This window comes from Sphaerospermopsis torques-reginae ITEP-024, assembly GCF_019598945.1.
In the GTDB taxonomy this organism is placed as follows: Bacteria; Cyanobacteriota; Cyanobacteriia; order Cyanobacteriales; family Nostocaceae; genus Sphaerospermopsis.
The window spans coordinates 970,187-982,306 of the sequence record NZ_CP080598.1 but is presented as its reverse complement, the minus strand read 5'-3'; the positions used below and the strand labels follow the sequence as shown (position 1 = coordinate 982,306).

Annotated in this window: 15 protein-coding genes; 7 read left to right on the top strand and 8 right to left on the bottom strand. The window is 39.8% G+C overall.

The genetic code is table 11. The features are described from left to right. The first annotated feature begins 14 nt into the window (after positions 1 to 14). Positions 15 to 218, top strand: coding sequence for a hypothetical protein (locus K2F26_RS04600; protein WP_246605517.1), 204 nt, complete (start codon positions 15 to 17; stop codon positions 216 to 218). Between the two features lie 394 nt (positions 219 to 612). Here K2F26_RS04600 and K2F26_RS04595 read toward each other — a convergent pair whose 3' ends face one another. Both K2F26_RS04595 and K2F26_RS04590 read right to left on the bottom strand, forming a co-directional pair. After that, the gene (locus tag K2F26_RS04595) at positions 613 to 1,743 is read right to left on the bottom strand and encodes an aldo/keto reductase (protein WP_220610528.1); all 1,131 of its coding nucleotides are present in this window, start codon (positions 1,741 to 1,743) and stop codon (positions 613 to 615) included. 166 nt (positions 1,744 to 1,909) lie between these two features. Further along, positions 1,910 to 2,407: a bifunctional nuclease family protein gene (locus K2F26_RS04590; protein ID WP_194057234.1), complete on the bottom strand. Its 498-nt coding sequence runs from the start codon at positions 2,405 to 2,407 to the stop codon at positions 1,910 to 1,912. Between the two features lie 643 nt (positions 2,408 to 3,050). Here K2F26_RS04590 and K2F26_RS04585 point away from each other — a divergent pair. Next, on the top strand, positions 3,051 to 3,707 hold the full coding sequence (locus K2F26_RS04585; protein ID WP_220610527.1) for a riboflavin synthase: 657 nt from the start codon (positions 3,051 to 3,053) through the stop codon (positions 3,705 to 3,707). 35 nt (positions 3,708 to 3,742) lie between these two features. Here the strand turns inward: K2F26_RS04585 and K2F26_RS04580 are convergent, their stop codons facing one another. The 3 genes from K2F26_RS04580 to K2F26_RS04570 form a co-directional block, all read right to left on the bottom strand. Continuing rightward, positions 3,743 to 3,886 carry a hypothetical protein gene (locus K2F26_RS04580; protein WP_220610526.1) on the bottom strand — a complete coding sequence of 48 codons (144 nt, stop codon included), beginning with the start codon at positions 3,884 to 3,886 and terminating at the stop codon, positions 3,743 to 3,745. A 27-nt stretch (positions 3,887 to 3,913) separates the two neighbouring features. Continuing rightward, positions 3,914 to 5,530: a peptidoglycan DD-metalloendopeptidase family protein gene (locus tag K2F26_RS04575; protein ID WP_220610525.1), complete on the bottom strand. Its 1,617-nt coding sequence runs from the start codon at positions 5,528 to 5,530 to the stop codon at positions 3,914 to 3,916. Positions 5,531 to 5,618: 88 nt separating this feature from the next. Continuing rightward, complete coding sequence (locus K2F26_RS04570; protein ID WP_096572149.1) at positions 5,619 to 6,419, bottom strand: biotin--[acetyl-CoA-carboxylase] ligase; 801 nt, start codon at positions 6,417 to 6,419, stop codon at positions 5,619 to 5,621. Between the two features lie 77 nt (positions 6,420 to 6,496). On the opposite strand from K2F26_RS04570, the gene pgeF reads away from it, so the two are divergent. After that, the gene (pgeF, locus tag K2F26_RS04565) at positions 6,497 to 7,273 is read left to right on the top strand and encodes a peptidoglycan editing factor PgeF (protein WP_096572868.1); all 777 of its coding nucleotides are present in this window, start codon (positions 6,497 to 6,499) and stop codon (positions 7,271 to 7,273) included. 229 nt (positions 7,274 to 7,502) lie between these two features. Here the strand turns inward: pgeF and K2F26_RS04560 are convergent, their stop codons facing one another. Together K2F26_RS04560 and csaB are read right to left on the bottom strand one after the other, a co-directional pair. Continuing rightward, entirely contained in the window at positions 7,503 to 8,081 is a 579-nt protein-coding gene (locus K2F26_RS04560; protein WP_096572148.1) for a Uma2 family endonuclease, read from the bottom strand. Positions 8,082 to 8,163: 82 nt separating this feature from the next. Continuing rightward, a complete protein-coding gene (gene csaB / locus K2F26_RS04555) occupies positions 8,164 to 9,201 on the bottom strand; it encodes a polysaccharide pyruvyl transferase CsaB (protein ID WP_220610524.1) in 1,038 nt (345 codons plus the stop codon). A 230-nt stretch (positions 9,202 to 9,431) separates the two neighbouring features. Between csaB and K2F26_RS04550 the strand changes: the two genes are divergently transcribed. The 4 genes from K2F26_RS04550 (at position 9,432) to K2F26_RS04535 (ending at position 11,202) form a co-directional block, all read left to right on the top strand. Further along, complete coding sequence (locus tag K2F26_RS04550; RefSeq protein WP_194057221.1) at positions 9,432 to 9,767, top strand: DUF2499 domain-containing protein; 336 nt, start codon at positions 9,432 to 9,434, stop codon at positions 9,765 to 9,767. Further along, entirely contained in the window at positions 9,764 to 10,057 is a 294-nt protein-coding gene (locus tag K2F26_RS04545) for a DUF3593 domain-containing protein (protein WP_220610523.1), read from the top strand. The genes K2F26_RS04550 and K2F26_RS04545 overlap by 4 nt, the downstream gene beginning before the upstream one ends. A 110-nt stretch (positions 10,058 to 10,167) precedes the next feature. Beyond that, positions 10,168 to 10,632: a hypothetical protein gene (locus K2F26_RS04540; protein WP_220610522.1), complete on the top strand. Its 465-nt coding sequence runs from the start codon at positions 10,168 to 10,170 to the stop codon at positions 10,630 to 10,632. Between the two features lie 15 nt (positions 10,633 to 10,647). Then, on the top strand, positions 10,648 to 11,202 hold the full coding sequence (locus tag K2F26_RS04535) for a glutathione S-transferase family protein (RefSeq protein WP_220610521.1): 555 nt from the start codon (positions 10,648 to 10,650) through the stop codon (positions 11,200 to 11,202). 419 nt (positions 11,203 to 11,621) lie between these two features. On the opposite strand, the gene K2F26_RS04530 is transcribed toward K2F26_RS04535, so the two are convergent. After that, positions 11,622 to 12,113 (bottom strand): YajQ family cyclic di-GMP-binding protein, encoded by a 492-nt coding sequence (locus tag K2F26_RS04530; RefSeq protein ID WP_220610520.1) that lies wholly within the window; start codon positions 12,111 to 12,113, stop codon positions 11,622 to 11,624. Positions 12,114 to 12,120: the final 7 nt, after the last annotated feature.

Below are 12,120 nucleotides of genomic sequence, written 5' to 3'. Positions count from 1 at the left end.
TTCAGGATTTTTATTTGGATATTTTGATGATGATTTGGAGATTTTTCTTGTCTGAATCAGGATATCCAGGATTAAAGGATTTTCAGGATTTTCATTTGGATATTTTGATGATGATTGAGAGATTTTATTTGTCAGAATCAGGATATCCAGGATTTGAGGATTTTCAGGATTTTTATTTGGATGTTGTTCAAGATGATTTGGATATTGTAATAATATAGTATTTATAAAAAAACATTCAAAAGCTTTATATCGAAAGTAATATAATCATATTCTGAAAATATTAAATATCTCCATCCTGTACATCCTTAAATCCTGGACATCCTGATTCAGACAAAAAATATTTATTTAATGTTTTAATCCTGAAAATCCTCAAATCCTGGACATCCTGATTCAGACAAGATATATCTCCAAATCATCATCTAAATGTCCAAATATTAATCCTGTACATCCTCAAATCCTGGACATCCTGATTCTGACAAAAAATATTTAATGTTTTAATCCTGTACATCCTCAAATCCTGGACATCCTGATTCTGACAAATATATTAAATATCTTAAATGTTTTAATCCTGAAAATCCTCAAATCCTGGACATCCTGATTCTGACAAAATATCTAACTCCACAACCTCCTTCCCGCTTTCCCATTTAATCTTTCATGGGTATCATTTAACAAAGCAGGAATATCTAAATTTTCAGGACATTTCGGTAAACAATCACCGCATTCTGTACACCGATTTCCTTTCATTCCGGGAAACCAATGACCCGCATTTTCAAACATTCCATAACGATATTTTCCATAATCAATCATATCATAAGCAACTGCTAAATTTCTTAATCTTAAAACTTCAGGAATATTGATGTTTTCAGGACAAGGTAAACAAGCATAACATTGACTACATTTATCAGTTTCTAAAGTTTGATTTTGTTTATTTTCTAAGTTTTTAAAAACTTTTATCTCTTCCGTTGTTAACTCATTAATATTATGAGAAACTGCCAAAGGTGCAATTAATTCTTCTGGAGTTGCAGCACCGACGCTTAAAGTTGTAATTCTTGAATCACTCAATAAAAACCGATAATTTAATTCTAAAGGTGTGAAAGGTTGACACAGTTCTTTTAATTTATCTGGTGGTGTGTAAAGTCTTCCTCCTTTATCAGCAGGAGAAATTATAAATACACCCATATCTTTTTCGGTTGCTGCTTCAATAGCTAAATTATTACGTTGGAAAAAATAATAATAATGAAGATTAACAAATTCAAAAAAATCTGTATTAATTGCTGCCAAAATAATCTCTAAAGCACCATGAGTAGAAAAACCAATATGTTTAATTCTACCATCATTTAATGCTTCTTGTACAGCTTGCATACAGCCATTTTTAGCTTCTACCCATTTCAGATGTTGCTGAGTATTTAAACCATGAATACCTAAACAATCTAAATAATCTATATTTAAACGTTGTAAAGATTCATCAATACAGCGCCTCATGGTGTCAGCATCAGCACAGGGAGGAATTTTCGTAGTGATATATAATTGATTTCGTGGTACTGATAAACCTGTTTTAATTGCTGTACCTAAATACTCCTCACTTTTCCCATAACCCCTAGCAGTTTCTATGTGATTAATTCCTAAAGATAAAGCTTTTGCAATGGTTTTATGGGCAGTTTCTACGCTATTTAAATAACGCATTGTCCCCAGAGAAAAAACCGATAATTTTAAATTTGTTTTACCAAAACGGCGATATTGCATAATGGGTGATTGGTGATTGGTGATTGGTGATTGGTGATTGGTGATTGGTGATTGGTGATTCAATTTTGGATTTTGGATTTTGGATTGTTTTTGTCAATTCCAATCTAAAATCTAAAATCTAAAATCTAAAATTTTTCTCCCCAGTCACCAGTCCCCAGTCCCCTATTTAACCATCACTATTACCGAATCGCTTGATTAAATCTTCAGGACGAAGATTAGAAACGAACTCCCGGAAAGCTTGTTGTTCAGCTTCATCAGCATCACGATCAACGGGAATAGAAGCATCTGCTACCACTTCTTCCATTACCCAAATCGGTGCATTTGTCCTTAAAGCAATGGCGATCGCATCACTAGGACGAGAATCTATTTCTTTTTTTACCTCTCCTTGCTGCACAATTAAAGCAGCGTAGAATGTATCCTTTTGCAAAGAATGAATTATCACCTTTTCTAAGGTCATATTCCATGCTTCCAAAACATTCACCATCAAGTCATGAGTTAAAGGTCTAGGGGGTTTTTGATGCTCCATAGCACCCATAATCGCCCTAGCTTGATCCTGACCGATATAAATTGGTAAAGCCCGACGATCTGAACTATCTTTCAGGAGTACAATCGGACTACGGGTTATGGCATCTAAAGCTATACCAGCGACTCTCATTTCAATCATTGGCCAACCCTCTAAAATCCTTTTATTGCTTGAGTGCTATGTGGCAAAAAATACCCTTGATTGGGTTTTTCTAGAACAGAAGTAAACATAGGGCTTTTCTTCTTTATAATCGCTTCTATTAAACTGCTACATAAAACCCAGATAATCTGGACTTTACTCCTGATTTTATTGGCAATATGAGAGCAGTGATCCCTCTTTCAGCTTAAACGCTTATCCTTTGGGAAGCGATTTATAGCCAAATACGAGCAATTATTGTCCGATATGTGGCAGTATATAAGGCTTTATCGGAATATAAATCTCCACCCGATGACTCCGAACTTGTAGTAAACACCAGAGTACGTCAAAATGCTCTCCTCAAATCATAATCGTCTTATCCAAGTATGCCTTGAGATTGATGTTAATGTGTGACTGTTCAGCAATCAAAAAAAAACTTCAGAAATTGTCTTTAAATGTTTTACCTTTTTGTGCGGAATTATCAGTTAATTTCAGCCAAAATTAAGCAATAGGTGATTGGGGACTGGTGATTGGGAACTAGTGACTGGGGACTGGTGACTGGGTAATTAATCATATTTTTCCCAATTACCCATTACCCATTACCAATTCTTAGCAAACTTGTAAATAGAGTTAATTTGGTAGAAAAATCATGTTTACAGGATTAATTCAAGGATTAGGTAAAATTAAACCCTTATCTAACAATTTGTGGCAGATTACTTTTGTTAGCCACTCGGATGCCATTATGCAAGATTTGACTTATGGCGATAGTGTCGCAGTAGATGGCGTATGTCTGACGGTGGAAGAAATTTTAAAAGACGGTTTTATTGCCACTGCTTCACCAGAAACCCTGCGTCGTACCACTTTAGGGAGAGAAGAAACCCAAGCCGGATATGTCAACCTAGAAACGTCGCTGCGAGTGGGGGGTAAGGTAGGAGGTCATTTTGTCATGGGTCATGTAGACGGGATGGGAGAATTAATTTCAGCGGAACAGACAGCGACCTCTTGGGAAATGACCTTTGTAGCACCGGAGGCGATCGCTCGCTATATCGTCCCTAAAGGTAGCATCGCCATCAACGGTATCAGTCTCACCGTAGCCACCTATCAACCCGAAAACTCCCAGTTTACCGTCGCAGTCATTCCCCTTACCTACTCGGAAACAAACCTGAGTTGTTTAAGTTCTGGTAGTTGGGTAAACTTAGAAGCCGATATCCTGGGTAAATACGTGGAAAAATTCATTTCCCCAGGCAAAACACCACATCAAGAGGACATTACACCCGCATTCTTAATAGAACACGGGTATTTATAGGCAGGAGTCAGGAGTCAGGAGTCAGGAGTCAGGAGTCAGGAGTCAGGAGTCAGGAGGCAGGAGGCAGGAGGCAGGAGTTCAGGAGAAAGAAGAATTGAAGAATAAAGAACTAATTTTTCTCCCCCTGCTTCCCCTGCTTCCCCTGCTTCCCCTGCTTCCCCTGCTCTCTTCACTGTCACCTGTCACCGTGGCGTAGCACCTGTCACCTACCTTGCCTGTGCTGTTCTGTTGTTGTACACCAAGTTATTCAGTCCTGCTTGTAACTTCACACCAGGGTCAACAGCAACCCAACCGTTGGGTGTGAGGTGGCGGACTTCAAAGTGTAGGTGAGGACCAGTGGAGTTACCAGTGCTACCCACACGACCGATCACCATTCCTGGTTCTACCCACTGACCAGGACGAACTAAGATGTCTGACATATGAGCGTAGAGAGTTTGTTGGGCAGAACTGTGATTAATAATCACGGTTAAACCGTAACCACCAATCCAGTCAGCGGTTTCTACTTGACCTCTGGCTGCTGCTAAAATTGGTGTACCTGTGGGCGCTCCTATATCTGTACCTGCGTGGAAACGGCGATCGCCAGTTATAGGATGTATCCGCCAACCAAATAAAGAAGTTACAGGCGCAGCAAAAGATAAGGGAAAAGCTACTCCCGAACTACCACCACGGTAAGCATAAGCAAAGGTGTTACTGTAAGGAACTTGTGGTAAAACCGCTGCCAGAGCAAAATCATAAGATACATTACTTGGACGTGGTGCTATATTATCCTCTGCCATTGGCGCGGGTAAACTGCCAAAGCTGGGGGCGATGGGTGTAGCATTGACGGTTGTAGTTGGGGAAAACTCGCTGGGTTGAGGAATAAACCGATTCGGACGATAGGCGGTTTTTGTAGAACTGCTAGTATTTGTTTGGGCAGTACGCCAACTTTGATTATTATTGACAGCACCAGCAACCGTTTTCACCACACTCTGGGGTTCTGAGTTAGACTGAGCAGCTACTGGTTCTGAGTTAGATTTAGTGGCTACTTGCGGTGTTTTTGGCGTTTTTTCTAAACTAGCGGTTTCACTTTTTTTGATCCAAGTAGGTGCTGATTTTTTGGGTGCATCAGCTACAGTAGGGGTATCAGTGGCTTTTTTACCACAAGCACCAGCAGCAATTTCTCTTTTAGAAAAAACCGCTTCACAACCGCTAGACCTTTCTGTAACAACTACAGAACTGGGTGGTTCATAGTTGCTAGTTGCAGTCCCATTGTATTCGGTGGGGTCAATCTGGGTGTTATTGTAATCTTTGGTTTTCCTCGCTGTGGCGCTGCCAGTATCCCCAGCATTATTATTTGCTGGTTTAGCTACTTCTGCGGGTTTCTCAGGTGCTGAGTTAACAGAAGTCTCTGGTTTTTTCACCTGTGACGTTTCCGCTTTCGGTTGAGAAGTTTTAATGATGACAACAGGTTGAGAATTTTCTGCTTTTGGTTGAGACTGTCTCAACGGTTCTGCTGTTTGGGAAACTTCTTTATTGTTGAGTTTCTTTTTCAGTCTGGCTCTGCGTTCAGCAAAATCTGGTGTTGATTTTACTGCTTCTGGGGCAGCAGTTTCTTTTGTTCCTGTCTCTGCAACTGCTGTCGGTTGGGAACTTTCAATAGTGGGAACAATGTTATCTACTGATGATTCCGTTTGAGCCAACACAAAACCACCACTTAACAGGCTAACACTACTCAACCAAGTCAGGGCTTGGGCTGGTAATGTAGAAGCAAAGCGTTTTGTTGTTAAACTTTGAGTTCGCTTATTATTCAAGCGGTTATGGGCAGATTTATGAGGCTGCGTCATTTTTTCTCTCAGTTGTGTGTAATAAGTTTAAAGAAGATGATGTGCTTAAAAAGTTAAACAGAAATTAAACAGAAATTAACACCGAAGATTAAGAGTAACCCAAACTGATTGTACCGGGTTCTACAGAAATTTCTGCTTTTATCAGTTCTGTCCTATTATATTCAGCCATTTGTAAGCGGAGATTTCCTTCGGGTGTCACCCCAACTACAGTGCCTAAGAGATTATTGACATACACATGATCACCGATGTTTGTCAGTAAATGCAGATAACGAGACAGTAGTATGCTTATTCCTTCGTTGTTTAGACACTCTAGACCGGACTGTATTCCCAGCAAAACTTGAGCAGTGAGCATTTCTAGCCCAGAAATAGCTTGATCATTCTGGGTAGTTTGCCAGGATTTTAAGTTGATGCCAGTTTCTGGTACTGGGTTAGCCCAGTTTATACCAACACCAATCACAGCTTGGGTAATATGCCCTTGAAAAACCCTGGTTTCTGTTAAAATGCCGCCTAGTTTGCGACGATTTAATACTAAATCATTCGGCCATTTTATTCCTACTGTTATGCCACACTTTCGTAAGTGTGAAGCAATTCCCCAAGCACTAGCTAAGGTTAGTTGATAGCTATTGGTGACTTCTAGTTGAGGAGCGATCGCCATTGAAAGGTATAAACCACCCGCAGGAGATAACCATTGTCTTCCCCATTGTCCCCTACCTGCGGTTTGTTGGGTGGCAATCACTACAGATCCTGGTTTTGCTCCTTGGGCGATCAAGTCCCATACCATTTGATTAGTTGACGGGAGACTGTCAAAAATGTGTAGAGAAAATGGTATACATGGTTGCTTACGCCCTAAGTGTAAGAAATTTTCTAAAAGTTGCCGATCAAATTCCACAGTTATTCCCCTAAATCCCGTTGATCAAGTTAGCATTGATTGGCGGTTTTGTATTTTTTGTTTGGGTTTGTTTGAAAATGCACACTTGGCACTGGCACAATTGGGAAGGTCTACCTTACCTGACTTGTAATCTTTTGACACCTTGGCCTCATGGTTTTTTTACCCAGCAGTTTTGGCCACGTCCACCGCAGGAGTTAACACAGGTACTGCAACCAGAAGCTGCTGCTTATCGTTTAAAACAAGTTCACGGTAATACTGTTTTGACTCCCCAAGAGGTAGATGAACATTTAAACAACAGCAATGATGAGTTGGCGTTAGCAGATGGTTTAATCAGTGAAAAACCTTTACAGGCTGTTTGGGTGGCTTCTGCTGATTGTACACCGGTGCTGATTGGGGATGTCAAAATCGGACAGGTAGCGGCTTTACACGCGGGTTGGCGGGGTACAGCAGCGCAGATTGTTCCCCAAGCCATTAAAAAGATGCAATCTCAAGGTAGCAAACTGGAAGATTTACGCATTGCTATGGGTCCTGCGATCGCAGGTGAAGTTTACCAAGTTTCCGTGGAAGTGGCTGCGGAAATTGGAAGCACTATTATACCACATAATGACCCAGAAAAAATAGTTGCTGCTTTACACGATTTACCTGATTCACCTTTATTACCGGATGCAGAACCGGGAAAGGTGCGTTTAGATGTGCGTCGTGTTAATGCTTTGCAGTTAGAGCAGTTGGGGTTTAGTGGAGAACAAATTGCGATCGCTCCTTACTGTACCTATCAATCTCCTGAACACTTCTTTTCTTATCGTCGAGAAAAGGAGAAAAAGGTGCAATGGTCAGGAATTGTTAGTTTATCTTAATTTCCTGTCAGTAGTAACATAATGTTTGATGTGTTACCGTTGTATTGAGCATGGCATTAGCATTTCTATTTAGGGTTTGCTGAAAAAGTTATCTGTGAAAGCTAGGTGACAGGTGACAGGTGACAGGTGCTACGCCACGGTGACAGTTTCAAGAGTTGGATAGGAACGATTTTTTCTTTAAGAGGGTTTTGTGTTACCCTGCTTTCTTCTCTAGTATCTGTCACCTAGTTTATCCCCAAACTATTTGCAAATTCAAAACAAACCCCGGTAAAACATCTTCACCTGATAATTCTTGAGGAAATTCTAATACTTCCACTGGTTTACCAAGACGATAAATTTCCACTTGACGCATTTTACGATTAATCAACCAACCTAATCTTACTTCATTATTGATATACTCCCGCATTTTTTCCTGAGTTTCTTCTAAACTATCACTGGGTGACATTAACTCTAAAACAAAATCGGGTGCGATTGGTGGAAACTTTTCCTGTTCTTCCAGTGTGAGTGCATCCCATCTTTCTTTTTTTATCCAAGCTACATCAGGAGAACGGTTTGCACCATTAGGAAGTTTAAAACAGGTGGAAGAATCAAAACAAACTCCTAATTTATTTTGACGATTCCAAAAAACAAAATCTGCCGAAATTTCAACATTACGTTTTCCTGTTCCTCCTCCTGTGGGTGACATAATCTGTATTTCTCCTTTTGCATTTCTTTCAAATTTAACTTCAGGATTTTCTCGACACAATTGATAAAATTGATGGTCTGTGAGTTGGATAATAGGATTTAAGTTGACGGTGATCGCTGTCATAATCATCTCTGGTTATATATATCAACTCGTATCTCAATAATAAATGAACTTGGTATGATTTGGTTATGCTATTTAAGAAAATTTACTTTAAAGCATCCTTTAATAAATCCCGATGCAAAAATGCCCCATTTACCAAAGATTGTATTTTTTCGGATGACAAAGCATTACCATTTTGATAAAAATCCAACCAAGTTTTACTAATTAAATCTACATCATCGGGGATATTTTCTAAATCCCATCCAGGTATTTGTAAATCTTCCATTAATCTGTTTATCTTGGGATCATAACTCAATGCAAAACAACGACAACCTTCACTAGCAGCCATAATTAAACTATGTAGACGCATTCCAATAACCATATCTACACCCTGAAATGCACCTTTTAAAATTTCCGGTGCTTCTAAACAAAGAATCTGACTATTATCTGTTAATTGCAGTTGAATTTTTTCGGCAATTCCTAAATCTTCGCTTTTTTGAAATGGTAATATTAAAATAAAGGCTTGGGTAGCTGTTTGTAACTCCACCAAAGCACGAGTTAAATTTGCTAATCTAGTTTCTGTAAGTTGGGGATGATTTCTTAAAGTAACTGCAATTCTTGGTTTTGGTAAATCTGCTAATTCTGCTACTGACTGCGACTTTAATGCCCAAACTGGATCAGGTGCAAGAATATGTGGTATATTCCAATTTGATAATAAAGCCGAACTAGAGCGATCGCGTACACTGACTTGAATACAACCAGCAAAATTTCGCTTTGCTAACCAGCGAGTTTGCGGACGCAATAAAGGTCCTATTCCCTGTCCCCAAGCTATAGTTTTTAATTTTAGGACTTGAGCGATCGCCATTAATCCGCCATAATAAAAAGGGCTAATGGTACTAGTCACATCCTGCATTAAACTACCACCACCCCAGATGAACACATTACAGGAACGTAAAGCTTGAATTACCTGTAAAAACGCCATGCGGTTGTAACTTTCCACACCATAACGCCGACTCGTTTCTTCAGGATTTCCAGAAAGCACTACAGGGGTGACATGAGGTGGTAACATTTGCAAAAGTGTAGCTAACAAAGCTTCATCACCACCATTACCTTTACCGTAATACCCAGATAATAAAACACGCATCTTCAATAATTTTGGATTTTGGATTTTAGATTTTGGATTTTAGATTTTGGATTTTGGATGTTGGACTTACGCTGTGATCATGGAAAAATAAACCGCAAAGGACGCAAAGGACACAAAGGAAAGAGGTTTTCAGAGGTATGGTACGTAAGTCCTGATATTTTAGATTTTGGATTACCAATTTTTTTAATGGTTATCTACCACTGACAACTAATAACTGATTACTGACTATTATGCACGCCCTTTCGATTCCCACCTGGATTATTCACGTTTCTAGTGTCATTGAATGGATAGCCGCTATTTGGTTAATCTGGAAATATGGTGAACTGACAAAAAACCGTAGTTGGTGGGGATTGTCCTTTGCCATGTTACCAGCTTTAATCAGTGCTATGTGTGCTTGCACTTGGCATTATTTCGACAACCCCGAATCCCTAGAATGGTTAGTCACCCTCCAAGCTACCATGACATTAGTGGGTAATTTTACCCTTTGGGCGGCAGCAGTGTGGATTTGGCGTTCTACCAAGTCTGCAACCAAAATTGAAGCAAAAACCATCAAATCAGAACCATGATATCAAAAGAAACCCTCTTTGCCCTGTCTCTGTTTCCCTATTTGGGTTTCTTGTGGTTTATTAGCCGTAGTCCGCAAATGCCACGTTTAGCCCTATATGGATTTTACGGTACTTTAGTATTTGTCGGTATTACCATTCCCGCCGGCATCTATGCCAAAGTTGCTTATGGAGAAGCTTTAGCCAATATAGACTGGTTACATGGCGGCGCTGAAGTATTTTTAACCCTCGCTAATATTTTAATCGTCTTGGGTTTTCGTCAAGCTGTGCAAAATTTAGGGAATAAGGAATAGGTGACTGGGGACTGGGAACCCTTGACTGGGGACTGGTGACAGGTAACAGGGAAGTTACCCAATGCCCAATGCCCAATGCCCAGTACAATTTAATTTTGAGTAAATTTCCTATGACAACAACAATTTCTTATCCAGATGCTTCAGACCTTACAGCCGATGATTACATTGTGATCGGCTTGGCAACGTGCTTTTACAAACAAGATGGAGAAGTACACCAAATCGAAGTTATAGAGCCTATTCCCTCAGCAGCATTAGAAGCAATATTAAAAGGCATTCCTACTTCATATAAACTTGCCTGTGCAACTACTTTGGGAAGTATCTTGGATGGTGATAAGCTGTTATTGCCTGATGGATTTCCTGATTCAGCACAGTTTGCAGATGAATTTGTACAACGGGCATTTTCAGCAGCTCGCACCTACAAGCGTCGTGAATCAGCCCAAACCCTGATTCCCGCAGGAACAACCAAAACCGATTTTAATTATTCTACAGAACGCAAACGGGTGCTAAATGCCGCTAGAGTTGTCACTAAAGACGACAACGTTAAACAACATTCTCACACTCACAAAGTTCTTTGATTTTAAGCAGTTATTATGTTGAAACTTTACGGTGGCGCTTTTAGCCGTGCATCAATTGTTCAGTGGTATTTAGAGGAACTACAAGTTCCCTACGAGTTTATTCTTTTGGATATGAAAGCAGGTGAACATAAACAACCTGAATACCTAGCCATTAACCCAATAGGCAAAGTTCCAGCAATTGTTGATGGTGATTTGAAACTTTGGGAATCTGGGGCAATTTTGCTGTATATTGCGGAAAAATATGGTAAAAATCCGATTTCCCTAGAGGAACGTGCCATATTTTCCCAATGGGTATTATTTGGTAATTCTACCTTGGCTACAGGAATTTTTGTGGAAGCCAACCGCGAGCGAGAAATGCCCCGCCTATTAACTACCCTGAATGAAATTTTTGCGCGGCAACCTTTCTTACTTGGTGATCAATTCACTGTTGCCGATGTGGCTGTGGGATCTATACTCGCTTATATTCCCATTATGCTCAAGCTTGATTTGAGTGAATATCCAGCCGTTGTGAACTATATTCAGAAAATTTCTGAACGTCCAGCATTTAAAAACAGTATCGGTAAAAGGTGATTGGGGACTGGTGATTGGTGAACAAAATTTTAGATTTTAGATTTTAGATTGGAGTTAATAAAATACAATCCAAAATCCAAAATCCAAAATCCAAAATTGAACCCCACATTCCGCACCCCCCAGTGTCACAATCGGTAATTTCGTATTTTTTAACCAAGTTGAGGATAATTTTGATACAATATGGTCGAAATCTTAGATGGCGATCGCCAATCTCAAATCCCCAAACGACCAATTTTCGTTGTGTGACAGTTTAGGGTGCGGAAGGTGGGTTTCAAGAGTTGGATAGGAACGATTTTTCCTTTGAGTAGGAATTAAATGCAAGGTTTTTAAGTTTCCACCCCATAAAAGCTTGCACTTTTTGAAAGTCAAAATAGCTACAACCCTTTACCTGTAAAGTTTTCGGATTTATTCAGCAAGCCCTAACGATAATTGGTAAACTGCAAAGCTACAGGAAAATCTTCTTGTTTGACTCGTTGGATCACAGCTTGTAAGTCATCTTTCGCTTTGGCTGTCACCCGCACAGCATCACCTTGAATTGAGGCTTGCACCTTTTTAAATTCATCACGAATCAATTTGGAGATTTGTTTGGCAATGTCTTGACTAATGCCTTTTTTGAGGGTGATTTCTTGCCGCACACGGTTGCCGCTGGCAGATTCAACTTTACCAAAATCAAATATTTTCTGGGAGAGGTTGCGTTTGGCTGCTTTTTCCCGCAATATGCCATGTACAGCCTCTAAAGTCATATCGCTGTCGGTGTTAATAGTAATGCTGTTTTCGCCTAACTCGACAGTTGTTTGTGTGTCTTTGAGATCGTAACGGCTTTTGATGTCTCGCACCACTTGATCAACAGCGTTCACTAATTCTTGACGGTCAAAGTCGCTGACAATATCAAAAGAAAACGTAGAAGCCATAAAGAAA

Bases quoted from the DNA above. Each gene is read 5' to 3' on its own strand.
- pgeF (WP_096572868.1), top strand. From the start codon at position 6,497: ATGCACACTTGGCACTGGCACAATTGGGAAGGTCTACCTTACCTGACT.
- K2F26_RS04530 (WP_220610520.1), bottom strand. From the start codon at position 12,113: ATGGCTTCTACGTTTTCTTTTGATATTGTCAGCGACTTTGACCGTCAA.
- K2F26_RS04590 (WP_194057234.1), bottom strand. From the start codon at position 2,407: ATGATTGAAATGAGAGTCGCTGGTATAGCTTTAGATGCCATAACCCGT.
- K2F26_RS04575 (WP_220610525.1), bottom strand. From the start codon at position 5,530: ATGACGCAGCCTCATAAATCTGCCCATAACCGCTTGAATAATAAGCGA.
- K2F26_RS04545 (WP_220610523.1), top strand. From the start codon at position 9,764: ATGATATCAAAAGAAACCCTCTTTGCCCTGTCTCTGTTTCCCTATTTG.
- K2F26_RS04535 (WP_220610521.1), top strand. From the start codon at position 10,648: ATGTTGAAACTTTACGGTGGCGCTTTTAGCCGTGCATCAATTGTTCAG.
- K2F26_RS04550 (WP_194057221.1), top strand. From the start codon at position 9,432: ATGCACGCCCTTTCGATTCCCACCTGGATTATTCACGTTTCTAGTGTC.
- csaB (WP_220610524.1), bottom strand. From the start codon at position 9,201: ATGCGTGTTTTATTATCTGGGTATTACGGTAAAGGTAATGGTGGTGAT.
- K2F26_RS04560 (WP_096572148.1), bottom strand. From the start codon at position 8,081: ATGACAGCGATCACCGTCAACTTAAATCCTATTATCCAACTCACAGAC.
- K2F26_RS04585 (WP_220610527.1), top strand. From the start codon at position 3,051: ATGTTTACAGGATTAATTCAAGGATTAGGTAAAATTAAACCCTTATCT.
- K2F26_RS04540 (WP_220610522.1), top strand. From the start codon at position 10,168: ATGACAACAACAATTTCTTATCCAGATGCTTCAGACCTTACAGCCGAT.
- K2F26_RS04595 (WP_220610528.1), bottom strand. From the start codon at position 1,743: ATGCAATATCGCCGTTTTGGTAAAACAAATTTAAAATTATCGGTTTTT.